General features: G+C 64.9%; 18 protein-coding genes. 15 read left to right on the top strand and 3 right to left on the bottom strand.

Annotated features, from left to right (window positions below; all coding sequences use genetic code 11):
- Positions 1 to 365 precede the first annotated feature (365 nt).
- The 5 genes from J8I29_RS28040 to J8I29_RS28020 all read left to right on the top strand — a co-directional run bounded on the left by J8I29_RS28040 (position 366) and on the right by J8I29_RS28020 (position 10145).
- Positions 366 to 2879 carry a glycogen/starch/alpha-glucan phosphorylase gene (locus J8I29_RS28040; RefSeq protein WP_209434167.1) on the top strand — a complete coding sequence of 838 codons (2514 nt, stop codon included), beginning with the start codon at positions 366 to 368 and terminating at the stop codon, positions 2877 to 2879.
- A 425-nt stretch (positions 2880 to 3304) separates the two neighbouring features.
- Positions 3305 to 5521 (top strand): 1,4-alpha-glucan branching protein GlgB, encoded by a 2217-nt coding sequence (glgB, locus tag J8I29_RS28035; protein ID WP_209434198.1) that lies wholly within the window; start codon positions 3305 to 3307, stop codon positions 5519 to 5521.
- A 110-nt stretch (positions 5522 to 5631) separates the two neighbouring features.
- On the top strand, positions 5632 to 6903 hold the full coding sequence (gene glgC, locus J8I29_RS28030; protein ID WP_105861700.1) for a glucose-1-phosphate adenylyltransferase: 1272 nt from the start codon (positions 5632 to 5634) through the stop codon (positions 6901 to 6903).
- A gap of 84 nt (positions 6904 to 6987) precedes the next feature.
- A complete protein-coding gene (gene glgA, locus J8I29_RS28025; protein WP_209434197.1) occupies positions 6988 to 8421 on the top strand; it encodes a glycogen synthase GlgA in 1434 nt (477 codons plus the stop codon).
- A gap of 95 nt (positions 8422 to 8516) precedes the next feature.
- Entirely contained in the window at positions 8517 to 10145 is a 1629-nt protein-coding gene (locus J8I29_RS28020; RefSeq protein WP_209434166.1) for an alpha-D-glucose phosphate-specific phosphoglucomutase, read from the top strand.
- Positions 10146 to 10281: 136 nt separating this feature from the next.
- On the opposite strand, the gene J8I29_RS28015 is transcribed toward J8I29_RS28020, so the two are convergent.
- On the bottom strand, positions 10282 to 11217 hold the full coding sequence (locus tag J8I29_RS28015) for a lysophospholipid acyltransferase family protein (protein WP_209434165.1): 936 nt from the start codon (positions 11215 to 11217) through the stop codon (positions 10282 to 10284).
- Between the two features lie 294 nt (positions 11218 to 11511).
- Here J8I29_RS28015 and glgX point away from each other — a divergent pair, with 294 nt between their 5' ends.
- Both glgX and J8I29_RS28005 read left to right on the top strand, forming a co-directional pair.
- Positions 11512 to 15348, top strand: coding sequence for a glycogen debranching protein GlgX (glgX, locus tag J8I29_RS28010; RefSeq protein ID WP_245197443.1), 3837 nt, complete (start codon positions 11512 to 11514; stop codon positions 15346 to 15348).
- A gap of 192 nt (positions 15349 to 15540) precedes the next feature.
- Positions 15541 to 16491: a LysR family transcriptional regulator gene (locus tag J8I29_RS28005; protein WP_209434164.1), complete on the top strand. Its 951-nt coding sequence runs from the start codon at positions 15541 to 15543 to the stop codon at positions 16489 to 16491.
- Here J8I29_RS28005 and J8I29_RS28000 read toward each other — a convergent pair.
- Positions 16442 to 17170 carry an SDR family oxidoreductase gene (locus tag J8I29_RS28000; RefSeq protein WP_209434163.1) on the bottom strand — a complete coding sequence of 243 codons (729 nt, stop codon included), beginning with the start codon at positions 17168 to 17170 and terminating at the stop codon, positions 16442 to 16444. The two genes, J8I29_RS28005 and J8I29_RS28000, sit on opposite strands and share 50 nt — an antisense overlap.
- Before the next feature lie 350 nt (positions 17171 to 17520).
- Between J8I29_RS28000 and J8I29_RS27995 the strand changes: the two genes are divergently transcribed.
- From J8I29_RS27995 to J8I29_RS27960, 8 genes are all read left to right on the top strand, one after another.
- On the top strand, positions 17521 to 18138 hold the full coding sequence (locus tag J8I29_RS27995; protein ID WP_209434162.1) for a CDP-alcohol phosphatidyltransferase family protein: 618 nt from the start codon (positions 17521 to 17523) through the stop codon (positions 18136 to 18138).
- A 14-nt stretch (positions 18139 to 18152) separates the two neighbouring features.
- Positions 18153 to 19910 carry a bifunctional alpha/beta hydrolase/class I SAM-dependent methyltransferase gene (locus tag J8I29_RS27990; RefSeq protein ID WP_209434195.1) on the top strand — a complete coding sequence of 586 codons (1758 nt, stop codon included), beginning with the start codon at positions 18153 to 18155 and terminating at the stop codon, positions 19908 to 19910.
- A complete protein-coding gene (locus J8I29_RS27985; RefSeq protein ID WP_209434161.1) occupies positions 19907 to 21319 on the top strand; it encodes a phosphatase PAP2/dual specificity phosphatase family protein in 1413 nt (470 codons plus the stop codon). Before J8I29_RS27990 ends, J8I29_RS27985 begins: the two co-directional genes overlap by 4 nt.
- Positions 21312 to 21755, top strand: coding sequence for a hypothetical protein (locus J8I29_RS27980; RefSeq protein ID WP_209434160.1), 444 nt, complete (start codon positions 21312 to 21314; stop codon positions 21753 to 21755). Before J8I29_RS27985 ends, J8I29_RS27980 begins: the two co-directional genes overlap by 8 nt.
- Positions 21756 to 21784: 29 nt before the next feature.
- Positions 21785 to 22411: a lysophospholipid acyltransferase family protein gene (locus J8I29_RS27975; RefSeq protein ID WP_209434194.1), complete on the top strand. Its 627-nt coding sequence runs from the start codon at positions 21785 to 21787 to the stop codon at positions 22409 to 22411.
- 6 nt (positions 22412 to 22417) lie between these two features.
- A complete protein-coding gene (locus J8I29_RS27970; protein ID WP_209434159.1) occupies positions 22418 to 23356 on the top strand; it encodes a phosphatidate cytidylyltransferase in 939 nt (312 codons plus the stop codon).
- A gap of 154 nt (positions 23357 to 23510) precedes the next feature.
- Positions 23511 to 24527, top strand: a complete 1017-nt coding sequence (locus J8I29_RS27965) for an aldose epimerase family protein (RefSeq protein WP_209434158.1) — start codon at positions 23511 to 23513, stop codon at positions 24525 to 24527.
- A gap of 123 nt (positions 24528 to 24650) precedes the next feature.
- Positions 24651 to 25148 (top strand): hypothetical protein, encoded by a 498-nt coding sequence (locus J8I29_RS27960; RefSeq protein WP_105861709.1) that lies wholly within the window; start codon positions 24651 to 24653, stop codon positions 25146 to 25148.
- 95 nt (positions 25149 to 25243) lie between these two features.
- On the opposite strand, the gene J8I29_RS27955 is transcribed toward J8I29_RS27960, so the two are convergent.
- Entirely contained in the window at positions 25244 to 26248 is a 1005-nt protein-coding gene (locus J8I29_RS27955; RefSeq protein WP_209434157.1) for an asparaginase, read from the bottom strand.
- Positions 26249 to 26255: the final 7 nt, after the last annotated feature.

Raw genomic sequence — 26255 nt, 5'->3', positions numbered from 1 at the left:
GCCTGAGCGCTCACTGCCCTAACTCCTTGTCTCGGCGCGGTTTTGCGATTCCTGACGATCCCCATGAAATCGCGCGGCCCCATCGCGGTGGCATATCACCATCCCCCGAGGAATTCAGCCAGGATTCCATCGGGAGCACACGCTCTCCACGGCCATCGGCACAGCATCGGGACTTTTGTGCGCACCCCGCACAAGCCGCCGGAGCTATGCAGGACGAACATATGAGATGATCATGGCGGCAGTTCCGACTTAAATCACAAGATATCAGTGTTTTTGCCTACATCTTATGCAAAAAGGGCACTCGTAACCAGGCGGCACTTGGGTTAAGGAGCACCGTCCTGGGATCAATGATCGAGAAGCGACACATGACTTCAACGTTGCACGACAAGCTCTATTCGGCCGAGGCGGCGATGGCTGTCGGTGATGACGCGGCCAAGCTGCCGGAAGCGACCGGCGAGGCACGCGCCTTCCGTGACCTGATCCTCGCCAAGCTGACCTATGCCGTCGGCAAGGACCCGATCGTGGCGCGCGACCATGACTGGCTGCGGGCCGTGAGCTTGGCACTGCGCGACCACATTGTCGACCGCTGGATGGCAACCACGCGCGGCGTCTACCGCATGGGCGGCAAGCGCGTCTATTATCTTTCGCTCGAATTCCTGATCGGCCGCCTGCTCAAGGACGGCCTCAACAATCTCGGCCTCGTCGCCACGGCCCGCGAGGCGCTGGCTTCCGTCGGCGTCGATCTCGACATGATCGCCGAGATGGAACCCGATGCCGCGCTCGGCAATGGCGGTCTCGGGCGCCTTGCCGCCTGCTTCATGGAGAGCATGGCCACCGTCGGCATCGCCGCCTATGGATATGGCATCCGCTACGAGAACGGCCTGTTCCGCCAGAACATCGTCGATGGCTGGCAGACGGAATCGCCCGAGAACTGGCTGCAGAACGGCAATCCCTGGGAGTTCCCGCGCCGGGAAGTCGCCTATGAGGTCGGCTTCGGCGGCGCCGTCGAAGCGACGGATGGCTGGGACGGTTCGGCCGTGCACAGCTGGAAGCCGGCGGAGACCGTGCTCGCCGTTGCCCATGACACGCCGGCCGTCGGCTGGCGCGGCAACCGCGTCAATACGCTGCGCCTGTGGTCCGCCCGTTCGCTCGACCCGATTTCGCTCGACGCCTTCAATGCCGGCGACCATATCGGCGCGCTGAACGACCGGACCAAGGTCGAATCCATTTCGCGCGTGCTCTATCCGGCCGATTCAACCCCGGCCGGCCAGGAACTGCGGCTGCGCCAGGAATATTTCTTCACGTCCTCCTCGCTGCAGGACATCGTGCGCCGCCACCTGCAGCAGCACCGCGACATCAAGACCCTGCCGTCCAAGGCGGCGATCCAGCTCAACGATACGCATCCGGCCATCGCGGTGGCCGAGCTGATGCGCATTCTGATCGACATTCACGGGCTGAACTGGGCCGATGCCTTCGCCATCACCCGCGAGACGATCTCCTACACCAACCACACTCTGCTGCCGGAAGCGCTGGAAACCTGGCCGGTGCCGCTGATCGAGCGGCTGCTGCCGCGGCACATGCAGATCATCTACGCCATCAATGCCCGCGTGCTGACCGAGGCGCGCGAGAGCGGCGCTTCCGATGCCGTGATCGCCACCGTTTCGATCATCGACGAGAGCCACGGCCGGCGCGTGCGCATGGGCAATCTCGCTTTTGTCGGCTCGCACAAGGTCAATGGCGTATCCGCCCTGCATTCGGAACTGATGAAGGAAACGGTGTTCCGCGACCTCAACACGCTGTTCCCCGGCCGCATCACCAACAAGACTAACGGCATCACGCCACGGCGCTGGCTGATGACCGCCAATCCGGGGCTGACCACGCTGCTGCGCGAAACCATCGGCGATGCCTATCTCGACGATGCCGAAAAGCTGGTGGCGCTGGAGCCCTACGCCCAGGATAGCGCCTTCCAGGAGGCCTTCGCGGCCGTCAAGCATGCCAACAAGGCGCGCCTGGCCAAGGTGCTGCAGCAGACCGTGGGCCTGCGCGTCGACCCCTCCGCGATGTTCGACGTCCAGATCAAGCGCATCCACGAATATAAGCGCCAGCTGCTCAACATTCTCGAGACCATCGCGCTCTACAATGCCATTCGCGCCCATCCAGAGCGCGACTGGGCTCCGCGCGTGAAGATCTTTGCCGGCAAAGCGGCGGCGAGCTACACGGCTGCCAAATATGTGATCAAGCTGATCAACGACGTCGCCAAGGTGGTGAATTCGGATCCGGCCGTGCGCAACCTGCTGAAGGTCGTGTTCATGCCGAACTACAATGTCAGCCTTGCTGAAGTCATCATCCCTGCGGCCGATCTTTCCGAGCAGATCTCGACCGCAGGGCTGGAAGCCTCCGGCACGGGCAACATGAAGTTCGGGCTCAACGGCGCCCTCACCATCGGCACGCTGGACGGCGCCAATGTCGAGATGAAGGAGCATGTCGGCAACGACAACATCTTCATCTTCGGCCTGAAGGCGCATGAGGTCGAGGAGCGCAAGCGCCAGGGCCGCAATCCGGCTGACGCCATCGCGGCTTCGCCGGCCCTGGCCGAGGTGCTCGATGCGGTGGAAGGCGGCGTGTTCTCGCCGACCGACCGCGAACGGCATCGCGGCACGGTGCAGTCGCTGCGCTCCAGCGACTGGTTCTTCGTCACCGACGATTTCGACGCCTACGCCGCCATGCAGCGCAATGTCGATACGCTCTGGGCTACCAAGCCCGCCTGGCGGGAAAAGTCGATCCTCAACGTCGCGCGCATGGGCTGGTTCTCCTCCGACCGCACCATTCGCGAATATGCCGACGAGATCTGGGGCGTGCAGACGACGGCGACGGAATAGGCGGCGCTATCGTCGCAAGACCAGCAGGACTTGCATCCCGCGAGGCATGAAGCCTGGCTTCGCGGGATGTCGTTTTTGGTAAGCCCGTGTCTCGACGCATGGCCCGTGGAGCGGCGGCATCAGGCCGGCCCGGGCCATGAAACGTCTCGGATTTTTTCGGTGGGATCGTCTGTCCCGTTGCCGTCAAAGGCCGAAACCTCCAAATTTTTCACCCTGCGGCGCTCGCGGCATAACCCATTTGGGCAGGCTGCGTTTAATCGTTGACCGGTGTAGCAAAAGCCCTAGCTTGTGTTCGAGAGGATCACAGGAAGACGCCTGATCGCGTAAAGACCAGGCGTTTCGATCCGGTTCGAAAAGGGGCGTAGCGCTTGGCAAAGACAACGAAGACGAACGCTCCCGTCGCCAGAGCCGAAAAGCCGGCACCCCTGGCCAAGCGGCCGGCCAGCCGCGGCAAGACGGCGGATTGGCGTTTGTCCGATGTGGAAGTCGCGGCGCTTGCGGCGGGACGTCATGCCGATCCTTTTGCCGTGCTCGGCCCGCATGAGACGCCGGCGGGTCTCGTCGTCCGTGCTTTCATCCCCAATGCAGAGACGCTGTCGGTGCTCGCGCCCAATCTGGCCGGGCCGGTCGCCCTGGAGCGGCGGCATGACGATGGCGTCTTCGAAGGCCTGGTGCCCGACAGCGTCGGGATCTACCGCCTGCGTGCCGTCAATGCGGGCGGGCAGTGGGAGGTCGAGGACCCCTATCGTTTCGGGCCGCTGCTGGGGCAGGTCGACGACTATCTGCTGACGGAAGGCACCCATCTCAGGCTCTGGGACAAGCTCGGGGCCCGCCCCTTGCGGCACGGCGACATGGAGGGCGTGCATTTCGCCGTGTGGGCCCCGCATGCCAGGCGGGTATCGATTGTCGGCGATTTCAACGACTGGGACGGCCGTCGCCATCCGATGCGCAAGCGCGTCGATACCGGCGTGTGGGAAATCTTCCTGCCGGGCGTCAAGGTCGGCGCCTATTATAAATACGAGATCATCGGGCCCAACGGCGCCCTGCTGCCGCTGAAGAGCGATCCCTTCGCCTTCGCCAGCGAATTGCGTCCGGGCACGGCCTCCCGGGTCGCCTCATCCGAAGCCTTCGCCTGGACGGATCAGCAATGGCTCGAGGAGCGGGCGCATCGCGACGCGCGGCGGGCGCCGATGTCGATCTATGAGGTGCATCTCGGCTCCTGGAAGCGCGGCGAGCATCAGCGCTTTCTCAGCTATGAACAGCTTGCCGACGAGCTGATCGCCTATGTCCAGCATATGGGTTACACCCATATCGAGTTGCTGCCGGTGACGGAGCATCCCCTCGATGCATCCTGGGGCTATCAGCCGACCGGCATGTTCGCACCGACCAGCCGCTTTGGCTCGCCCGAGGGATTTGCGCGTTTCGTCGACCGCGCCCATGCCGCTGGGATCGGCGTGATCCTCGACTGGGTGCCCGCGCATTTTCCGACCGACTCGCATGGCCTTGCCTGGTTCGATGGCAGCGCGCTCTACGAGCACCCCGATCCGCGGCGCGGCTTCCATCCCGACTGGAACACAGCGATCTATGATTTCGGCCGGCGCGAGGTTGCCAATTTCCTGATTGCGAATGCCCTGTTCTGGCTGGAGCGCTACCATATCGACGGGCTGCGCGTGGATGCCGTCGCTTCCATGCTCTATCTCGACTATTCGCGCCGAGACGGGGAGTGGCTGCCCAATATCCATGGCGGACGGGAGAATCTCGACGCCATCGCCTTCCTGCAGCGCATGAACAAGGAAGTCTATGCCGCCCATCCCGGCGTGATGACCATCGCCGAGGAATCCACCGCCTGGCCGGGCGTGTCCAAGCCTGTGCATGACGGTGGGCTCGGTTTCGGTTTCAAGTGGAACATGGGCTTCATGCACGACACGCTGAGCTACATGCAGCGCGAGCCGGTCTATCGCCAATATCACCATGACGACCTGACCTTCGGCCTCATCTACGCCTTTGCCGAGAATTTCGTGCTGCCGCTTTCCCATGACGAGGTGGTTCACGGCAAGAATTCCATCGTCAACAAGATGTCGGGCCTGGAAGGGGACAAGTTCGCGACCTTGCGGGCCTATTACGCGCTGATGTGGGCCTATCCGGGCAAGAAACTGCTGTTCATGGGCCAGGATTTCGGCCAGCGCCGCGAATGGAACGAGAATGTCGGGCTGGACTGGGACCTGATGCAATATGGCCCGCACAAGGGGCTGAGCGATCTCGTCCGCGACCTCAATCATCTCTATCGCGGCCGTGCGGCGCTGCATCAGCGCGATTGCGAGGGCGACGGCTTCGAGTGGATGGTCGTCGACGACAATGCCAATTCGGTGTTCGCCTGGGCGCGCTATGCCACCGATGCCATGCCGATCGTGGTGGTGGCCAATCTCACCCCCGTCGCGCGCGACGGCTATCTGCTGCCCCTGCCGCTGGCGGGGCAGTGGTGGGAAATTCTCAACACCGATTCCGAGCGCTATTTCGGGCTGAATCGAGGCAATGCCGGCGGAGTCTATGCCTATGCGGGCGATTGGAAGGGCAAACCGGCGTCCGCGCGTATCAATCTGCCGCCCCTGACGGCCATCATGCTGGAATGGGCGGGGAACTAGGCTGGGGAGTAGGCGTTGCATGTCTTTGGAGAGTCGCGGCCCCGCCATAGGAGCCGAGGCTGAAAAAGAAGGCAGCAGCGTCATCCCGGATTATCAGTGGGAGGAACTGTATGACGGAACCGAGGCATTCGAAGGGTGGGCCGCTGGCACGTTCGGCGATGGCTTATGTGCTGGCCGGAGGCCGCGGCAGCCGCCTGATGGAACTGACCGACCGGCGCGCCAAGCCCGCGGTCTATTTCGGAGGTAAGAGCCGTATCATCGATTTCGCCCTTTCGAATGCGATCAACTCGGGCATTCGTCGCATCGGCGTGGCTACGCAGTACAAGGCGCATTCGCTGATCCGCCATCTCAACCGCGGATGGAACTTCCTGCGGCCGGAGCGCAACGAGAGCTTCGACATCCTGCCGGCCAGCCAGCGTATTTCCGAGGACATGTGGTATCGAGGCACGGCGGACGCGGTCTACCAGAACCTCGACATCATCGACGGCACCGGCGTGGAATACATGGTCATCCTGGCGGGCGACCATATCTACAAAATGGACTACGAGCTGATGCTCAAGCAGCATGTCGAGCAGAATGCCGATGTCACCATCGGCTGTCTCGAAGTGCCGCGCATGGAGGCCACCGGCTTTGGCGTCATGCATGTCGATGAGCAGGACCGCATCGTCGCCTTCGTGGAAAAGCCCAAGGATCCGCCCGGCATCCCCGGCAATCCGGAAATGGCTCTGGCATCGATGGGCATCTACGTCTTCTCGATGAAGTTCCTCACCGAGGAACTCAACCGGGATGCCAATGATCCCAATTCGAGCCGCGACTTCGGCAAGGACATCATTCCCCATATCGTCAAGCATGGCAAAGCGGTGGCGCACCGCTTCCCGGCGAGCTGCGTGCGTTCCGAGCATGAGAAGGAGTCCTATTGGCGTGACGTCGGCACGGTGGACGCCTATTGGGAAGCCAATATCGATCTCACCGACGTGGTGCCCGCGCTCGATCTCTACGACCAGGAATGGCCGATCTGGACCTTCGCCGAAATTACGCCGCCGGCTAAATTCGTACATGACGCCGAGGGAAGGCGCGGTACGGCTATCTCCTCGCTGGTATCGGGCGGCTGCGTCGTCTCGGGGGCAACGGCCAAGCACTCGCTGCTCTATACCGGTGTGCGCATCAACTCCTATTCCAGCGTGGAAAACGCCGTGATCCTGCCCTATGTCGAGGTTGGGCGTTCGGCCCAACTCAAGAATGTGGTGATCGATCGCGGCGTGATCATCCCAGAGGGTCTCGTCGTCGGCGAAGATCCCGAACTGGATGCCAAACGCTTCCGACGGACGGACAAGGGTATCTGCCTAATCACGCAGCCCATGATCGACAAGCTGAAGCTCTGACGACGCGATCCGCAGCATTTTCTGGAAAAGTCACAAGCTTTTCGGCTAGGAAAATGCGTCAACAAGAAGTTTGCGCTTTCGATGATCAAAGTTCTCGCGGTTGCGTCCGAAATCCATCCGCTGATCAAGACGGGGGGGCTCGCCGACGTCGTCGGCGCGCTGCCTGCCACCTTGAAAGGCCATGACGTGGCGGTGACGACAGTCATTCCCGGCTATCCCGCTGTGATGGCGGCAAGCGATTCCTGGCAGACGGTGGCCAAGCTGCCGGGATTTTTCGGCGGCCGCACCGCCATCAAGCGCGCCTCGATCGGCGAGCTCGACCTCTTGGCCGTAGATGCGCCGCATCTGTTCGACCGGCCGGGAAATCCTTATGTCGACGCCGACGGGCGCGACTGGCTCGACAATCCCCAGCGCTATTGCGCCCTGTCGAGCGCGGCTGCGGAGATCTGCCACGGCCTGGTCAAGGCTTACAGGCCCGACATCGTCCATGTGCATGACTGGCAGGCAGCAATGACGCTTGCCTATCTCAATTATGCCGAGGCTGTCAGGCCGAAATCGGTAATCACGGTGCATAATCTGGCCTTCCAGGGCCAATATCCCCGCTCCATCCTCGGCAGTCTCGGCCTGCCTCAGCGGGCCTTTGCCCTGGACGGGGTCGAGTATTACGGCATGATCGGTTTCCTGAAGGCCGGACTGCATTTTGCCGACCGCATCACCACCGTCTCGCCGCGCTATGCCGCCGAAATCAAGACGGCGGAGGCCGGCATGGGGCTGGAAGGGCTGCTGTCCGGCCGCGCCGACGTGCTCTCCGGCATCGTCAACGGTATCGACGAGCGCGTGTGGAATCCCCAGACCGATCCGAACCTGGTCGTCAATTACGATGCCAAGTCACTGGCCAGGCGCGCGGGCAATCGCAAGGCTCTGGAAGAGCGTTTCGGCCTCGACCACGACAACTCGCCGCTGTTTTGCCTGGTCAGTCGCATGACCTGGCAGAAAGGCATCGACATTCTCGCCGAAGCGTTGCCGCATCTGGTCTCTTCGGGGGCGCGGCTCGCCTTGCTCGGCTCCGGCGATCGGGAGTTGGAGGGCATCTTCAGGCAGGCCAGTCTCCAGCATCGCGGACGCGTCGGAGCGGTGTTCGGTTTCGACGAGGCGCTCTCGCATCTGATGTTCGGCGGCTCGGACATGACGCTGGTGCCGTCGCGCTTCGAGCCTTGCGGCCTCACCCAGCTTTACGGCCTGCGCTATGGCTGCATTCCCGTGGTGGCGCGCGTCGGGGGACTCTCCGACACCATCGTCGATGCCAACGATGCGGCGTTGACGCTCAAGGCCGCGACCGGCGTGCAGTTCCAGCCGATCACGCCGGACATGCTGCGTGATGCGATTTCGAGAGCCATCGCGCTCTACAACGACAAGCCCGTCTGGCAGGCGATGCAGCGCCGCGGCATGGGGCTGGACCAATCCTGGGACCTCAGGGCCGCCAGCTATGCCAAGCTCTATCGCGAGTTGTTGGCATGAAGGGGGCTTGTCGGCAGCTTTTCGAGGGCGTGGGGATGCGCTCCTCTCGCTTTTGACCGATAGAACTTCCGATAAACCAGAACCGGAACCTCGCTATGATCCGTACCGTCCCGACCCAACCCTTCGATGGCCAGAAGCCCGGCACGTCCGGCTTGCGCAAGAAGGTGCCGGTGTTCCAGCAGCCGCATTATGTCGAGAATTTCGTCCAGTCGATTTTCGACACGCTGGAGGGATTTGCCGGCAAAACATTGGTGGTGGGCGGCGATGGGCGCTTCTACAACCGCGAGGTCGTTCAGAAGATCCTCAAAATGGCGGCCGCCGCCGGCTTCGGACGCATCAAGGTGGGGCAGGGAGGCCTGATGTCGACGCCTGCCGTCTCGGCCGTCATCCGCAAATATGGGGCCTTTGGCGGCATCGTGCTGTCTGCTTCCCATAATCCCGGCGGGCCGGAGGGGGATTTCGGCATCAAGTACAATATCGGCAATGGCGGTCCGGCGCCCGAGAAGATCACCGATGCCATCTTTGCCCGCACCAAGTCGATCAGCGAGTTCAAGATCGCCGACGTACCCGACATCGATATCGATCAGCTCGGCGAGACGAAGATCGGCGACACCGTGGTCGAGGTGGTCGATCCGGTTGCCGACTATGCCGAACTGATGGGCAAGCTCTTCGACTTCGATGCCATCCGGGACCTGTTCAAGTCCGGCTTCACCATGCGCTTCGACGCGATGTCGGCCATCACCGGCCCCTATGCCCGCCGCATCCTCGAGGATCAGCTGGGTGCGGCTGCCGGCACGGTGGTGAACTCGACCCCGCTGCCCGATTTCGGCGGCCATCATCCGGACCCCAATCCCGTCAACGCCAAGGATCTCTACGATCTCATGATGGGCCCGAACGCACCCGATTTCGGGGCGGCGTCGGATGGCGACGGCGACCGCAATCTCATCATCGGCCGCGGCATCTTCGTCACGCCGTCGGACAGCCTGGCCATCCTGGCCGCCCATGCCCATCTGGCGCCGGGCTATGCCAAGGGCATTTCCGGCATCGCCCGTTCGATGCCAACCAGCCTTGCGGCCGACCAGGTCGCCAAGGCGATGGGCGTCGGCATCTACGAGACGCCGACCGGCTGGAAGTTCTTCGGCAACCTGCTCGACGCCGATCGCGTCACCATCTGCGGCGAGGAGAGCGCCGGCACCGGCTCCAACCACGTCCGCGAGAAGGACGGGCTGTGGGCGGTGCTGCTCTGGCTCACCTTGCTGGCCAAGCGCCGCCAGCCCACGCTCGACATCGTGCGCGAGCATTGGGCCAAATATGGCCGGAACTATTATTCGCGCCACGACTATGAAGCCGTGCCCACGGAAGCCGCCAATGCGGTGATGGAGGCGGTCCGCTCGCAGATCACCAGCCTGCCCGGCAAGAGCTTCGGCGCCCTCAAGGTCAAGTCGGCCGACGACTTCGCCTATCACGATCCGGTCGATGGATCGGATTCGAAGAACCAGGGCCTGCGTGTCCTGTTCGAAAACGGCTCGCGCATCGTCTACCGCCTCTCCGGCACGGGCACGGAAGGCGCGACCTTGCGCGTCTATCTCGAACGCTACGAAGCCGATCCCGCCCAGCATGGCATCGAGACGCAGGCCGCCCTCGCCGATGTGATCGCCGTCGCCCGCCAGCTCAGCGGCATCGCCGAGAAGACCGGCATGGCCGAACCGAGTGTGGTGACGTAAGGGGCGGCCGCGCTTCTCCCCTTGCGGGAGAAGGTGCCGGCAGGCGGATGAGGGGTCGCGCTACCCTTTGATAGCTCGGCACGACCCCTCATCCGGCACTTCGTGCCACCTTCTCCCGCAAGGGGAGAAGGAAATCCTACACCCGCGGGGCGCAGAGCTTCGGCTGGTTCAGCACCACCGGTTCGAGATGGCCGGCGGCGATGCGCTTGGCGGTGCGGTCGTCCGTCAGCTGGCCCGCCAGGGCATAGGTGCGCCGCATCAGCTCCAGCGCGACCGCTTTGCGGTCGGTGGCGGCCGCAAAAGCGGCGCCATCGATGGGATCGCCGATCGCGATCGGCAGGTTCGTGCCGATGCGATCGCGCACCTCCTTGAAGATCAGGGACAAGCGCAGGGTCTGGTTGAGATGGCTGGCGATCTGGAACAGGCGGCTGTTCTGGCCGCCGAAGAAGATCGGCACCACCGTGGCCTTGGAGCGCTGGATCAACTGCACCGTGAAGGGCTGCCAGGGGGCGTCCATGGCGGGGCGTCGTCCGAGCTTGTCGGGTGAGGTCGAAACGCCGCCGGCGGGAAACACGATTACGCAGCCGCCGCGGTCGAGCAGTTGGCGCGCTTCGGCGCGGGTGCGCAGATTGGTCTGCATTGCCTCTGCGGTCTCTGCGAAATCTACCGGCAGCAGATAGCCCTGCGCCTCCGGCGCGTGCAGCAGCACGGCGTTGGTGAGGATGACGAAATCCTGGCGGACCAGGCCGATCAGCCAGGCGATGGTGATGCCGTCGAGCACGCCATAGGGATGATTGGCGACGATGACGCAGGGCCCGGTCTTCGGAATCTTGTCGAGCTGGGCCCTGTCGAACTGCACATCGAGCCGCAACTGGCGCACGGCGGCGGCGAAAAAACTCTCGCCGGCCACCGGATTGCGGTGGTTCTCGAGATAGAGCCGCTTCAGCCGGGGCTGCCCGGTCACCTTCTCGATGGCGCGGATCAGGGCTCGTTTCGGTTTGGAAAAGGTCGGATCCGCATAGGTGAACTGGACGGCTTCGGTCCCGGCGGGGTGGGCGGTGTGGCGAACCATGGATTTCCCTAAGGCGTTCTGCGATTTGGCGGCTACGCCGGGAATCGCAAAGACGCATCCAATCAAAAATGCGAGCAACGCTTCTGTCTCAACGGGCATTGCTCCGGAGCGCTCTCGTCGCCCCGGACGTTCCTACAGCAAAACGCCCAGCAAGGACATTGGCCGGCTACGATTCACGCCTAATCCATGTGTGGCGGAAATTTTCGCCGGATCCTGTCATCTAGCCTTTGCGTTTTGATCGTCCAAGATGCCAGGAAAGTACGACAGGCATTCGACAGTCGAGGCAAGGACCGTATGGCACGTTCAAGCATGGCGAATCCCGGTGCGGCAGCTCCGCTCGGAGCAAGCTGGATCGGGGAAGAGGTCAATTTCGCCGTCCACGCTGCCGAGGCCGAGCACATCGAGCTTTGCCTATTCGATGCCGATGGCACCGAGAGCCAAAGGATCCTGCTCCCGGGCCGCAGCGGCGCCGTGCATCATGGTCGCATCGGTGGCCTTGCCGAGGGGCAGCTTTACGGGCTGCGCGCCCATGGTCCCTGGCGCCCGGAGGAGGGGCTGCGCTTCAATCCGGCGCGTCTCCTGATCGATCCCCATGCCACCCGCCTCGTCCTGCCGGAGGGCATGACGTCGGCCCTGCCGGTGAAAGGCGCCCAGGGCGTGGACGACCTTGTTCTGGACGGCACGGATACCGCCGCGATCATGCCGAAGGCCGTGCTGGAGCGGCCGGCGCCGGGCAAGACCCGTCCTGCCGGCGTGAAGCCGCAAACCCGCATCATCTATGAAGTCCATGTGAAGGGCTTCAGCCAGACCCATCCCGACATCCCGCCCGATCTGCGCGGGACCGTCGCCGCCCTGGCCCATCCGGCGGCGATCGCTCATTTCACCGAACTCGGCATCACCACGCTCGAATTGATGCCGCTCGCCGCCGCGATCGACGAGCGGCATCTCGAGCCGCTCGGTCTGAGGAACTATTGGGGCTACAATCCCGCCTGCTTCCTGGCGCCCGATCCGCGCCTTGCCCCCGGCGGCATGGCCGAGATTGCGCAGACGGTGGACCGGCTGCACGAGGCCGGTTTCGAGGTGCTGCTCGACGTCGTCTACAACCACACCTCCGAAAGCGACGAGCGCGGCGGCACCCATTCGCTGCGTGGGCTCGACAATCGTTCCTACTACCGGCTTGCCGACAATCCTCGCTTTTATGCCAATGACACTGGCTGCGGAAACACGCTGGCTCTCGATCGTGAGCCCGGTCTCGGCCTCACCCTCGCGGCTCTCCGGCATTGGGCGGAGATCGGCGGCTTCGACGGCTTCCGCTTCGATCTCGCTCCGGTGCTGGGCCGCCGGCCCGGTGGTTTCGATCGGCAGGCACCCCTGTTCGCCGCCATTGCCGCCGACCCTGTCCTGAGCGGCCGCCTGATGATCGCCGAACCCTGGGATATCGGTCTGGGGGGCTATCAGCTCGGTCATTTTCCGCAAGGGTGGGCGGAATGGAACGACCGCTACCGCGACGATGTCAGGCGGTTCTGGCGCGGCGATGGCGGCATCGGCGCTCTGGCGACGCGCCTGGCCGGTTCCTCGGACCTGTTCGATCCCGCCAGCCGCCGCCCGACCGACAGCATCGATTTCGTCGCGGCCCATGACGGTTTCACGCTGGCCGATACGGTGAGCTTCGCCGGCAAGCACAACGAAGCCAATGGCGAGAGCAACCGCGACGGGCATTCGGGCGAGGTGAGCTGGAACGACGGCGCGGAGGGGCCCAGCACGGCCCCCGAGATCGTGTCGCTCAGGCGCAGCCACGTCCGGGCCTTGCTGGCCAGCCTTCTGGTGTCGCGGGGCACGCCGATGATCGCCATGGGCGACGAACTCGGCCGCAGCCAGCGCGGCAACAACAACGCCTATGCGCAGGACAATGCGATTACCTGGATCGACTGGGCCAATGCCGACCGCTCCCTGATTCAGTTCGTGGCGAGCCTGACGCGCCTGCGCAAGTCGCTGCCATTGGTGACGGCGGATCGGTTCCTGACCGGCAAGCCCCATTCCGGCCACGGGGCCGATGGGGTGCCCGACGTGATCTGGCTCGGCCCGAGCGGCCAGCCTTTGCAGGACAATGAATGGGGCAATCCGGCCCTGCGCAGCCTCGGCATGGCGCTTACCGGACAGGATGGCTCGAAAGCGCTGATCTGGTTCCATGCCGGCGCCGAGCCGCTGCATGCCCGGCTGCCGGATCTCGCACCCGGGCTGGTCTGGCGGCTTGCTCATGTCAGCGACGAATACCAGGCCTTCGCGCCGCCGACCCTCTACGGCGCCTTCGACATCATGGAGCTTGCGCCGCGTTCCGTCGGCGTATTCATCGCCGAGCCGGGGCGTGCACCGCGGCGCGACGGCGATGCGCCGCCCGAAATTCTCGAGCTGTTGGCCAAGGCTGCCGGCATCGCACCGGAATGGTGGGAGGTTTCGGGGCGGCACACCCTGGTGTCGGAGGAGACCAAGCGTGCTCTGCTCACCGCCATGGGCCTGCCGCATCATTCGCTCGCCCAGGCGCGCGAGAGCCTCGAGCATCTGCGCTCACTCGGTGCAGTGGTCGAACGCCAAAGATCCAAGGCCTTCCTGCCGGCAGCGCTTGCCGATGGCGGCAAGCGTTTCGGCCTCTCCGCCCAGCTCTATACACTGCGGCGGGAGGCGGACCAGGGTGTCGGAGACTTTCGCACGCTGGAGGCTTTTGCCAGGGACGCGGCCGGCAAGGGTGCCAGCCTGATCGCCCTCAATCCCTTCCATGCCATGTTCCCCTCCGACCGGCAGCGGGCCAGTCCCTATCAGCCTTCCGACCGGCGCTTCCTCGATCCGGCCCTGATCGCGCTCGATGCCGTGCCTGAACTCGAGGCCCGGCTGTCGGCGCCGCCGCCAGCCGGGCGCTTCATCGACTGGCCCGAAGTCTGGCGCTACAAACGTGCGGCGCTGGCTCAAGCCTTTGCCATCCTGCCTGAACGGCCCGCGCGCGTGGCAGCCTTTCGCGCCTTCCAAACGTCGGGCGGCGAGGCTCTGGCCCGCTTCTGCCTGTTCCAGGCGCTCGAAGAGCAGGCCGGATCGACCGCGATCCCGGCGATGTCGACGGCGGCTTTGCCGCCGGACCTGCAGCATGCCGCCGATTTTGCCTGTTATCTGCAATTCCTGGCGGAGGAACAGCTTGCGGCCGCCAGCCGCAGCGGTCTTGCCATCGGCTTTTGCCGCGATCTCGCCGTGGGAGCGGCGCCGGATGGCGCCGAGGTCTGGACGGCGCCCGATGCCTTCCTGAAAGGGGTCTCGGCCGGTGCGCCGCCCGATCCCTTCTCCGCCAGTGGCCAGGTCTGGCACATACCTCCCCTCGATCCCGTCGCCCTCCGCCAGAGCGGTTATGCCCATTACCGCGAGCTGCTCGCCGCCAATATGCGCCACGCGGGGGCGCTGCGCATCGACCATGTCATGGCACTGACCCGCCTCTTCGTGGTGCCCGACGGCGCGCCGGCGAGCGAGGGTGCGTATCTGAGCTATCCGCTCGAAGGAATGTTGGAGGTGCTGGCCGAGGAGAGCGTGCGCAATCGCTGCATGGTGGTGGGGGAGGATCTGGGCACCGTGCCGGAGGGCCTGCGCGAGCGGCTGTCCGAAGCCGCGCTCTATTCCTATCGCGTGCTGTTCTTCGAGCGTGACGGTGCGGTCTTCCGCCGCCCGGAACTCTATCCGGCAGGGTCGCTGGCCTGCGTCGCCACGCATGATCTGCCGACGCTGCGCGGCTGGTGGAACGGCGCCGATATCGCGCTGGAGCGTTCGCTCGGCCGGCCGGTCGCCGCGGATGCGGAAGCGGCACGCGCCGAGGACAGGCAGGCGCTGCTCCAGGCCATCGGCAGCGAGGAGACTGCGTTGACGCCGGCCCTCGTCGGCGCCATCCACGGCTTCCTGGCCTCCGCTTCCTCCGGCCTCGTCGCCGCGCAGGTCGAGGATCTCGCCGGGGAGGCAGAGCCGGTCAACCTGCCGGGGACCGATCGCGAATATCCCAACTGGCGCCGCCGCCTCGACCTCGATGTCCATGCCATGCTGGAAACCGAGGAGGCCAAGGCGGTGTTCGAGGCGATGCGGCAGGCGGGGCGGAGGGAATAGTCATACGAGGGGTTGGGCCGCTGGAAGGGAGGCCTGGGCAACGACTGGAGCCCGAGGGCCTGTTGCTATCATCGCGGCATATGCCCCGATTTCCGGTATTATCTTGTGCCTCGTAACGGGCATGCGTCTCTTGCCCTATTGAAACATGCTCGGGACCCTGCTGACCTATTCGAGACCGAGGTCTGAAGAACCATGCATCCTAGATTGCTCAAGACCTTTCTCGCCGTTGCCCGCCATCGCAATGTCACCCGGGCAGCCGAGGCGGTGCATCTGGCTCAATCGAGCGTGAGCGACCAGATCCAGGCGCTGGAGGCCGAACTCGGAACGCCCTTGTTCGCGCGGTCGCGGTCCGGCTTGCAGCTGACGGCTGCCGGAGCGGCGCTGCAGCCCTATGCCGAAGAGATCCTGACGCTGACGGATGAGGCGCGCGGCGCCGTGGCCATGACCGCCGGGCAGGAGCGGGGAGCGGTTTCGATCGGCGCTTTGGAGACGATCGCGGCGGTCCGTCTGCCGGCCTGGCTCTCGCGCTTCGGCCAGGCCCATCCGGAAATCGCGCTTCGCTTGTCGGTCGCGGGCACGGGTGACCTCCTGCGCAAGCTGGAGGATGGCGAGGTGGATGTCGTCTTCTGCTTCGACAGAGGGGACTTCGACGAACGTTTCGCCACGCGCAGCATTTCCAGGGAACCGCTGGTCCTGATAGCGCCGGCCGGCGAGCCGCCGCTGCCGCCTGGCGAAGGACTGGCCATTCTTGCCGCGAAGCGGTTCGTGGTGACTGAAGCGGGCTGTGTCTACCGCCATTTGTTCGATGCGGCCTTTGCCCGCGCGGGGCTTGCTGCGCCGAACCTGGCGGCCGAAGCCGGCAGCATCGGTGCGATAGCCCGGCTGGTGGCTGCGGGAACGGGCCTCGGCCTAGTGCCGCGCCTGGCGGTTGCCGACGCACTCGCGCGGGGCGAAGTGACCGAACTTTCCTGGCCGGGCCCGGCCCAAACTGCCGCTCTGGCCGCAGACCTGGTGATGATCTGGCGCCGGCGGCGGGTGCAGCCGCCGGCGCTGAAGCTGCTGCTCGCCTCGGCGAGCACCGGGCTCGATGGGCTCAGACCAGGCGATGCCCGCCCTCGACATGCAGAACCGCTCCCGTCGTGAAGCCGTTTCCCATCACGAAGGCCAGGGCATCGGCGATATCGTCGGGGCGGCCGACCCTGCCGACCGGCAGTTTTGCCGCCATGGCTGCCAGGGTCTCGTCCTTCCTGTCGCCGGCGACGAAGGTCCAGATCGGGGTATCCACCCAGCCCGGCGAAACGGCATTGACCCTCAGCGGCGCGAGTTCCACGGCGAGCGCCTTGACCAGCCCTTCCAGCGCGGCATTGACGGCGGCGACCGCCGCGCCCCGTGCCAGGGGGCGATAGGCCGCGATACCGGAGACGAAAGTCAGGGAACCGGCGGGCCTGAGTTTCCCCGCGCCGTGCTTGGCCAGGAGGAGCGGGCCGTAGACCTTGCTCTCCACGGCCCGCTGGACAGCCTTCAGGTCGAGCGAAGGCAAAAGCGCATAGGCGCCCTCGATATCGGCAGCGGTGCTGACGATGTGATCGAGCCGGCCGGTGCGCTCGAACAGTGCCGCGACCTGATGCTCCCGGGTGATGTCGGCGCAGACGGTATCGAGCGCGCCGGGCCCTCCCAGGCTCGAGCGGGCCTCAGCCAATCTCTCCTCGCTCCGGCCGACGATGATGACACGCGCGCCGGCATCGAGGCAGCGCCGCGCCAGCGCAAGGCCCATGCCGGAACTGCCTCCGGCGATGAGAACTCTCGAATCTGCAAGACTCATGATGAAGCGTTTCCTTTCGATCCCGATGGAACTGCGCATGGGCATCTCAGATCGGCGGCGGCCTGGAAAACGGAAGAAACCGATAGCATCATCGGCGTTTCCGATGGCTGTGCCGCGCCTGCCGGATAGGAGAGGCGGACGAGACGTCCACGGTCCCAGCCCGCAGCCTCCCGCGCGATGCCGGCAAGGTTCGTACCGGAGGCGCCAAGACTGGGGCCACGGACGTCTCGTCCGCTCTTGAAACCGCCATGCATGCCATGCACCAGTACGCGCTGGCGGGTCCGTCGGGTTGCATGAGGCCCGGCGGCTGAGCCATGATCGCCGGCTGCATCGCGAATCTGGACAGTCCCGTGAGTCTGTATGCTCTCAAGCCCCGTTTTCAGGCTCTTTTGCGCCCGCGCGTCACACGCATGGCCGAGCGGGGCACGACCGCGAACCAGGTCACGCTGGCGGCGGCAGCGGGCTCTCTCGTGGTCGGCCTCGGCGTCGCCTGGCTCTCGGACCTGCGCATCCTTTTCCTGCTTTTGCCGGTCTGGCTCGCCATCCGCATGGCTCTCAACGCCATCGATGGCATGCTCGCGCGCGAATTCGGCCAGAAAAGCCTGCTCGGGGCCTATCTCAACGAGATTGCCGATGTCGTCTCCGATGCCGCGCTGATCCTGCCTTTTGCCACCCTGCCGGTCTTCGGTCCGTTCTGGACCGGCGCAGTGATCGTGCTTGCGGTGATCAGCGAGTTCGCGGGTGTAATGGGGCCGCTGGTGGGAGCATCCCGGCGCTATGACGGCCCGCTCGGCAAGAGCGACCGCGCTTTCGTGTTCGGCGCGCTTGGACTGTGGATCGGCCTCGGCCTGCCTTTGCCGGGCTGGTTCGCCTGGCTGATGCCGCTTGCCGTGCTTTTTCTCACACTGACCATCGTCAATCGTGTGCATAAGGGCCTTCGTGAAGCGCGCGCCGAGCAAGCCCAATAATGGCAGGAGCCATGATGCGTCCCTCTGAGACCGGTTTTTTCCGCAGCCATGACGGTATCGAGTTGTTCTACCGCCACTGGCCGGCGCTTAATGCGCCCGCAAAGGCGGCGGTCGTGCTGTTCCATCGCGGCCATGAGCATTCGGGACGCATGGCGCATCTGCCCGACGAACTCGCCATGCCCGATTATGAGTTCTTCGCCTGGGATGCCCGGGGCCACGGCGACTCGCCCGGCGAACGCGGCGATGCCCCGAGTTTCGGCGCCCTGGTGCGCGATGTGCAGAGCTTCATCGACCATATCGGTGCTGCGCATGGTTTCGCGCCGGCCGACATCGCCGTGCTTGCCCAGAGCGTCGGGGCCGTCGTCGCCTCGGCCTGGGTACATGACTATGCGCCCAGGATCCGTGCTTTGGTGGTGGCCTCGCCAGCCTTCAAGGTGAAGCTCTATGTGCCCTTCGCCCGGCCGGGCCTGAAGCTGTGGCAGGCCTACAAGGGCAATTTCTTCGTGCAATCCTATGTGAAGGCCAAGTTCCTCACCCATGATCTCGAGCGCCAGGCGACCTTCGACGCCGACCCGAAGATCACCCGGGCGATCTCGGTGCGTATCCTCCTCGGGCTCTATGAGGCAGCGCGACGGGTAGTCGAGGATGCCCGGGCCATCACGGTGCCGACGCAATTGCTCGTTTCGGGCGCCGACTGGGTGGTGCATCACGGGCCCCAGCACCGCTTCTACGAAAATCTGGGATCTGCCACCAAGGAACGGCACGTGCTGCCGGGGTTCTACCACGACACGCTCGGCGAAAAGGACAGGGCGCTGGCGATCGGCCATGTCCGGCGTTTCCTCGGCGAGCGTTTCGCCGCGCCTCTGGAGCGCACCATTCTTACCGAGGCCGACCGGCTGGGCTTCACCCGCGACGAGGCCGATAGGCTTGCCTCGCCCTTGCCGCTCGCCTCGCCGAAAGGGCTCTACTGGGCCGGTACGCGGCTGGGGCTGAAGGCGACCGGGCTGATCTCCGACGGCATCAGGCTCGGCCATGAGACCGGCTTCGATTCCGGCTCCACTCTCGATTACGTCTACCGCAACACGCCGTCGGGACGTTCGGCTCTCGGACGGCTGGCCGACAGGAACTATCTCGAAGCGATCGGCTGGCGCGGCATCCGCCAGCGCAAACTCCATGTCGAGGAATTGCTGCGTGTCGGCATCGCCCGGCTGCGGGAAGAGGGGCAGCCGGTCTCCATCGTCGACATCGCCGCCGGCCACGGCCGCTATGTGCTCGAGGCCCTGGAGGCGGAAGGCGTGTCGCGGCCCGACTCGATCCTGCTGCGCGACTACAGCGACATCAATGTCGAGGCGGGCGGGCGGCTGATCGCCGAGAAGGGCCTGTCCGACATAGCGCGCTTCGTCAAGGGCGACGCCTTCGATGCCGCCAGCCTTGCCGGCATCGAGCCCAAGCCGACTCTGGGGCTGGTCTCGGGCCTCTACGAGCTCTTCGCCGACAACAACCTGATCAAATGGTCGCTTGGAGGCCTCGCGGCCGCCATCCCGGCCGGGGGCTATCTGATCTATACCGGCCAGCCCTGGCATCCGCAGCTTGAATTCATCGCGCGGGCCCTCACCAGCCACCGCCAAGGGCAGGCCTGGGTGATGCGCCGGCGGACGCAGGCGGAGATGGACCAGCTCGTCGAGGCCGCCGGTTTCGAGAAGCTCGAACAGCGTATCGACGAATGGGGCATCTTCTCGGTGTCGCTCGCCCGCCGCAAGGCTGCGCCATGACCATGGCGGTACCGGCCAGGCCTGTCGATGGCGGCCGCCGGGAAAAGCGTCCCTGGGGCAGGGCGCTTGTCTGGCTCGCGGGGCTCGGGATCTTCTTCTATTCGAGCTATGGCCTCGCCAATTATCTGGCCGAGCAGCGCCCCTTCGTGCCGTCGATCGTGTTCGGCTGGGAACGCGGCATTCCGTTCCTGCCCTGGACGATCATTCCCTATTGGTCGGTCAACCTGTTCTATGCCGCCTCGCTGTTCGTCTGCACCAGCCGCGCGGAGCTGGATACGCTGGGCCGCCGGCTGCTGACCGCGCAGGTCATCGCCGTTGCCTGTTTCCTCGCCTTTCCGCTGCGCTTCAGCTTTGCCAAGCCGGAGATCGGCGGCGGTCTGCCCGGCTTCATGTTCGATGCCCTGCTCAGTTTCGACAAGCCCTACAACCAGGCGCCTTCTCTGCATATCGCGCTGCTGGTGATCCTGTGGGTGCATTACATCAGCCATCTGCCGTCATGGGCCCGCTGGCTGCTTCATCCATGGTTCGCTCTGATCGGCCTCTCCGTCCTCACCACCTACCAGCATCATTTCTTCGACATACCGACCGGCGCCTTGCTCGGCCTGTTCTGCCTGTGGCTGTGGCCGGATGAAGAATTCCGGGTGCGCGGACGTCTCGTCCGCTCTTCCGAGCCTGCAAACGCGGCGTTTCCCAGAGCGGACGAGACGTCCGCGCATCCGGGAAATAAGGCCAAACGTCACAAACTCGCAGCCTTCTATGGCCTTGGCGCGCTCAGCTGCGTATTTGTCGGCCTCTGGGTCGGCGGCTGGGGGCTGTGGCTGTGCTATCCCGCGGTATCGCTCGCCCTCGTCGCGGCCAATTATCTCTGGCGGGGGGCCGCCGGCTTCCAGAAGCGTGCCGACGGTTCGATGCCGCTATCGGCCCGGCTCCTTTTCGCACCCTACCACCTCGGCGCCTTTCTCAATTCGCGCTGGTGGACGCGCCGGGCGCCTTCCGCCGGCGCGGTCAGGCCGGGGGTCTATCTCGGCCGTATCCCCTCGCGTTTCGATCGGACGCCGGAAGACTGTGGCGCCGTCATCGATCTTGCCGCCGAACTCCCGGCCCTGCGGGGCTTGCCGACTCAGGCGGTGCCGATGCTCGACCTGATCGCGCCGGAGGCGGCCAGCCTCGTGGCCACGGCGAAGGCAATTGAAGCGGCGCGCGGGCAGGGCAGGGTTTTGGTGTGCTGTGCGCTCGGCTATTCGCGCAGCGCCGCCGCCGTTGCGACCTGGCTGCTCGCCAGTGGCGAGGCTGGGACGGTGGACGAGGCCATTGCGATCATACGTGCCATCAGGCCTCGAATCGTGCTGGGATCGGATGCGCGTGCCGCCATTGCGGCGGCTGGAAGGATGGTCGGCGTCGATGGCTGAGGCACAGGAGAATCCGGCGGTGATTGCCGCCATTGCCGCTTCCTATCTGCGGCAGGGCAGGGCGCTCGACTGGATTTCGCGAGGACTCACCTTGCTCGGCGCCGGAGGTATCCTGGCCGCTGCCTATGCCTCGGCGCCCCTGTGGGTCAGCGTCCCCGTTCTGCTTGTTCTGCTTTTCGGCCTGGTGCAGAGCTATTTCGCCCTGCGCGCGGGTTTCGACGCCGAGATATTCGGCCATTTGGCGGGCAATGCCTTCAGCACCACCAATTTCGACGGAGCGATGAAGCGTCTCGGCCTGTTCGCGCAGGACCGTCCTTCGCGTCCGATGTCAGAGCGGGCCCGTGGCGCCATGATCCTGGTCCGCCGGCAGGCCATTTTCCTGGCTCTGCAGGTCCTGTGTTTGCTGGCCCTGCCACTGCTCGGGGCCGCGCTGTGAGCGACATCGTGGTGCGGGATGGCCGTTCCCTGCTTGGCCGGCTGGTGGGGATCGCCACCATCGGTTTTGCCCGGCTCGTCACCGGTGTACGCGGCAACTGGCAGGGCTGCCTGCCAGCGCGCAAGCCGCGCATCTATTTTGCCAACCATGCCAGCCATGGCGATTTCATCCTGGTCTGGACGGTCTTTCCATCGGCCTTGCGTGCGGCGGCACGCCCGGTGGCGGCACGCGATTATTGGAGCGCCGGCGCGACGCGGCGCTTCCTCGCCCATAATGTCTTCGATGCCGTACTGATCGATCGTGAAAGCGCCACCCGCAGCGTCGACCCGATCGGCCAGATGGCCTCGGCGCTGGAAGCGGGGTCCTCGCTGATCCTGTTCCCGGAGGGGACACGCAATATGAGCGAGGAGCCGCTGCTGCCCTTCAAATCCGGCCTGTTCTGGCTCGCCAAGCGCCAGCCGGAGATCGAAATGGTGCCGGTCTGGATCGAGAACCTCAACCGGGTGATGCCCAAGGGCGAGTTCCTGCCGGTGCCGTTCCTGTGCACCGTCACCTTCGGGGCGCCGCTGCGCCTGGGTCCCGGGGAGGAGAAGCAGGCCTTCCTCGATCGCAGCCGCAATGCCCTGCTGGCCCTCAGGCCGCATGAGGGGGACTGAGGGTCGATGTTCGAGAACCATACCCTGGCCTTGTTTACGGGAATCGTCGCCTTCCTGGTCGTCGTCTCGCTGGTCGGCTGGCAGCTCGACCGCCGGGCCGGGCCGCAAGGCAATGCCGCCATCGACAATCTCAATGCGCGCATCCGCGCCTGGTGGGTGATGGTGGCGCTGATGGGCGGCGCCTTCCTCATCGGCAAGGCCGGGGTAATAGCGCTGTTCGCCTTCGCCTCCTTTGCCGCCCTGCGCGAATTCCTGACGCTGACGCCCACGCGCCGGGCCGACCACCGCACTCTGTTCGCAATGTTCTTCGTAGTGCTGCCGGTGCAGTATTACCTGATCTGGATCGAGTGGTACGGGCTCTATTCGATCTTCATTCCCGTCTATGTCTTCCTGCTCCTGCCGATCCTGATCGCGCTCAGGGGCGATACGGCCAAATTCATGACCCGCATCGCCGAGATGCAGTGGGGCGTGATGATCGCGATCTTCTGCCTGTCCCACGTCCCGGCGCTGCTGACGCTGGACATCCCGGGTTTTGAGGGCCGCAAGCTCCTGCTCATCGCCTTCCTGGTCATCGTCGTGCAGATGAGCGACGTGCTGCAATATGTCTGGGGCAAGCTGTTCGGCCGGCACAAAGTCGCGCCGAAACTGTCGCCGTCCAAGACCTGGGAAGGCCTGATCGGAGGGGTGGCAAGCGCCACGCTGCTCGGAGCCGGCCTGTGGTGGATCACGCCCTTCTCCTTCTGGCAGGCCGGGCTGGTGGCCCTGGTGATCACCCTGATGGGGTTCTTCGGCGGGCTGGTGATGTCGGCGATCAAGCGCGACCGCGGCGTCAAGGATTGGGGGCATCTGATCGAAGGACATGGCGGCATGCTCGACAGGCTCGATTCCGTCGTGTTCGCTGCGCCGATCTTCTTCCATGTGGTCCGCTATTGGTGGACTGTATGATGCTATGTCGCATGAATATTGTTTTGCATTGTCATTGCGAGCGGAGCGAAGCAATCCAGCTGGCGCCGTGTGTGTGTGAAAGACTGGATTGCTTCGCTCCGCTCGCAATGACACTTTGCTGCTCCGCACGCATTCTTCCCACCAAGGAAATCCCATGTCCAAGCCTGTCCTGTTCGGAACCTTCAACGGCGCCGATGTGCTCGAGGTCACCCTGCGCTCCGATGCCGGTGCCGAAGCCCGGATCATCACCTATGGCGGCGTGATACGCGATCTCCTGGTGCCCTCGAAGAACGGGCCGCAGCGCGTGGTGCTCGGCTTCGAGACTTTCGAGGACTATCCCAAATATTCCCCGCATTTCGGCGCCAATCCCGGCCGGGTCGCCAATCGCATCGGCTTCGGGCGCTTTACTCTCGATGGCGTGACCTACGATCTCTCCAAGAGCCATGGCGGGCCGCACACGCTGCATGGCGGCGCCACCGGCTTCGGCAAGCGTGTCTGGTCCCTGGTGCAATCGGACCAGCGCTCGGCCACTTTGGTACTGGTCTCCGAGGATGGCGACATGGGCTTTCCGGGCCGCGTGGTGACCACCTGTACCTACCGCCTGCTGGAGCCGGCGACGCTGCAGGTGATCTTCACCGCCACCACCGACAAGGCGACGCCGATCAATCTCGCCCAGCATTCCTATTTCAATCTCGATGGTTCGGCCGACGTGCTCGACCATCGCATCGAGATCGCGGCCGATTTTTACACGCCGACGGATGGCGATCTCATCACCACCGGCGAGATCCTCTCGGTTGCCGGCACGCCCTATGATTTTCGCACGCCGCGTCCGCTGCGTTTCGACACGCCGGAGGGGCCGTTCAAATATGATATCAATTTCGTGCTGCGCAGCGCCGGCACGCTGACACGGGCGGCGCATGCCTGGTCGCCCAAGAGCGGCGTCAGCCTGGAAACCTGGACGACGCAGCCCGGCGTGCAGCTTTACGACGCCGCCAAACTCGACGTGCCGGTGCCCGGTCTCGGCGGCGCCAAATATGGTGGCTTCGCCGGCTTCTGCCTGGAGACCCAGAACCTGCCGGATGCCGTGAACAAGGCGCATTTCCCGTCCTCGATCATCCGGCCGGGCGAGGTCTACAACGAAGAAACGCAGTATCGCTTCGGGCAGGTGTGAGCGGGATAATGCGCTTTTCGTTCGGATACGCGGGCATCATGGCCGCGCACCCGGAACGGAGCTGCGCCATGGTTGATCTGTCTGGTACTTTCTGCGCCGCAGGAGCAAGTCGGACCTTACCCGATGGCGAATTCGATCACCTATGAGGCGCGGCCTGATCTGCCATTTCTGCAGATGAACAATTCGCTGACGTCGGTGTTCATCGGCGTATTGGCGTTGGCTGCCTCGTCATTGGCTGCGACCCGTCGGCACTGCCAGCTTGCATCCTGGATCGCCGCAAGGGACCAGGGCGTCTATGGCCTCGGAACCGTGGGCTTCGATGTCTCGGAGATGCCCTGGGAAATCGAAAATTTCGTCGAAGACCGCTCCTTCCTCCTGCGCGCGATTGCTACTGCGAAAGCGAAAGACGGCTGGCGCGGGCTCGGCTACGAGCCGAAGGAAGAATGGCTCACGCCATGCCTGGATAAATTCCAGGTGCTGCTGGCGGCGTTCGCGCCGGCGGATATTCGCGCCGGAGCGACGAACCGGGAAGGGCTGTGGTCAGCGCCCCAATTCGAGCGCTGCCGGGCACACGGCCTGATCAGGCATGCCCATGGCTGCCCGATCTGCAACGGAGCGTGACGACAAGGCATCGGCAGCCAGCAAGAGCGACGCGATGCCGGCAGCGCTTTGCGGACAGCCTGAAAACGCCTTGGTTCGAGCAGGTTGTCGTTATCTCACGCCAGCACTCCGGCCAGCCTCAGCCTGCCCACCTCGATGCCGTTCCAGTTCTTCTGCACCGGCTCGAGGAAGCGCTTCAACGCTTCGGTCTCGTCCTCCGACAGCGGCAGCAGCTTGGCGATCACGCCGGCCATCATCAGCTCGGCCGCCCTTGTGCCGCCATCGTCGCATTTGAGGGCGATGCCGTAGCCGAGTTCGGGAAAGGCCGCGCAGAACACGCCCTCGGCGCCGGTTTTCACGAAGACGCGCTCACCGAAGATCGTCATGATCTCGGTGCAGAAGCGCTTGGTGCCGGCGACCAGGAATGGCTCGGCCGCAGCCGCGCGGCGGATGCGGGCGGCGGCCTTCGCCCGTTCGGGGCCGAGATGGGCGCCGGTGCCGAAGCGGGCAAAGCCCCGCGCCACGCCTGCAAGCGGCGCGGCCTGGGTAGGGATGGAGCAGCCATCGATGCCGACGCCATCGCCGTCAAGGGCAGCCCCGCTCATTTCGTTCACGGCTCCCATCACCTCGCGCATCACCGGATGCCCGGCCTCGATGTAACGATGCGGATCGCGGTCGCTGGCGCAGGCCAGGCAGATGAAGCCGGCATGCTTGCCCGAGCAGTTGTTGTGCAGGGCCGAGGGCTCCTCGCCGGCGCGCAGCAGGGCCCAGGCGGCCGGGCGAAAGCTCGGCGCGTGGACGCCGCATTCGAGCGTGCCGGCATCCCGGCCCGCCTTGGCCAGCATGGCGGCTGCCGTCTCGACATGGCGCGGCTCGCCGCCATGGGAGGAGACGGCGAGGGCGATGTCCGCGTCGGTGAGGCCGAGCCTGTCGGCGGCTCCGGATTCCAGCAAGGGCAGGGCCTGGAAGGCCTTCACGGCCGAGCGGGGAAAAACCGGCCTGGTGACATCGCCGAGCGAGAGTACCAGACGCCCTTCGGGATCGCTCACCGCTATGGCGCCGCTATGCCGGCTCTCGACCAGGCCGCCACGAATGAGTTCGGCCAGAATGGGATTGGACATGCTAGCG

This window comes from Labrys sp. LIt4 (assembly GCF_017813775.1).
Lineage (GTDB): Bacteria > Pseudomonadota > Alphaproteobacteria > Rhizobiales > Labraceae > Labrys > Labrys okinawensis_A.
Note: the sequence above shows the minus strand (reverse complement) of the source record. Positions and strands in the feature narration are given on the sequence as shown.

What these genes read in the sequence shown, in the direction of transcription:
- J8I29_RS28040 (WP_209434167.1), top strand. Translation starts at nt 366, where the DNA reads ATGACTTCAACGTTGCACGACAAGCTCTATTCGGCCGAGGCGGCGATG.
- glgC (WP_105861700.1), top strand. Translation starts at nt 5,632, where the DNA reads ATGACGGAACCGAGGCATTCGAAGGGTGGGCCGCTGGCACGTTCGGCG.
- J8I29_RS28020 (WP_209434166.1), top strand. Translation starts at nt 8,517, where the DNA reads ATGATCCGTACCGTCCCGACCCAACCCTTCGATGGCCAGAAGCCCGGC.
- J8I29_RS28015 (WP_209434165.1), bottom strand. Translation starts at nt 11,217, where the DNA reads ATGGTTCGCCACACCGCCCACCCCGCCGGGACCGAAGCCGTCCAGTTC.
- glgX (WP_245197443.1), top strand. Translation starts at nt 11,512, where the DNA reads ATGGCACGTTCAAGCATGGCGAATCCCGGTGCGGCAGCTCCGCTCGGA.
- J8I29_RS28005 (WP_209434164.1), top strand. Translation starts at nt 15,541, where the DNA reads ATGCATCCTAGATTGCTCAAGACCTTTCTCGCCGTTGCCCGCCATCGC.
- J8I29_RS28000 (WP_209434163.1), bottom strand. Translation starts at nt 17,170, where the DNA reads ATGAGTCTTGCAGATTCGAGAGTTCTCATCGCCGGAGGCAGTTCCGGC.
- J8I29_RS27990 (WP_209434195.1), top strand. Translation starts at nt 18,153, where the DNA reads ATGCGTCCCTCTGAGACCGGTTTTTTCCGCAGCCATGACGGTATCGAG.
- J8I29_RS27985 (WP_209434161.1), top strand. Translation starts at nt 19,907, where the DNA reads ATGACCATGGCGGTACCGGCCAGGCCTGTCGATGGCGGCCGCCGGGAA.
- J8I29_RS27980 (WP_209434160.1), top strand. Translation starts at nt 21,312, where the DNA reads ATGGCTGAGGCACAGGAGAATCCGGCGGTGATTGCCGCCATTGCCGCT.
- J8I29_RS27970 (WP_209434159.1), top strand. Translation starts at nt 22,418, where the DNA reads ATGTTCGAGAACCATACCCTGGCCTTGTTTACGGGAATCGTCGCCTTC.
- J8I29_RS27965 (WP_209434158.1), top strand. Translation starts at nt 23,511, where the DNA reads ATGTCCAAGCCTGTCCTGTTCGGAACCTTCAACGGCGCCGATGTGCTC.
- J8I29_RS27960 (WP_105861709.1), top strand. Translation starts at nt 24,651, where the DNA reads ATGGCGAATTCGATCACCTATGAGGCGCGGCCTGATCTGCCATTTCTG.
- J8I29_RS27955 (WP_209434157.1), bottom strand. Translation starts at nt 26,248, where the DNA reads ATGTCCAATCCCATTCTGGCCGAACTCATTCGTGGCGGCCTGGTCGAG.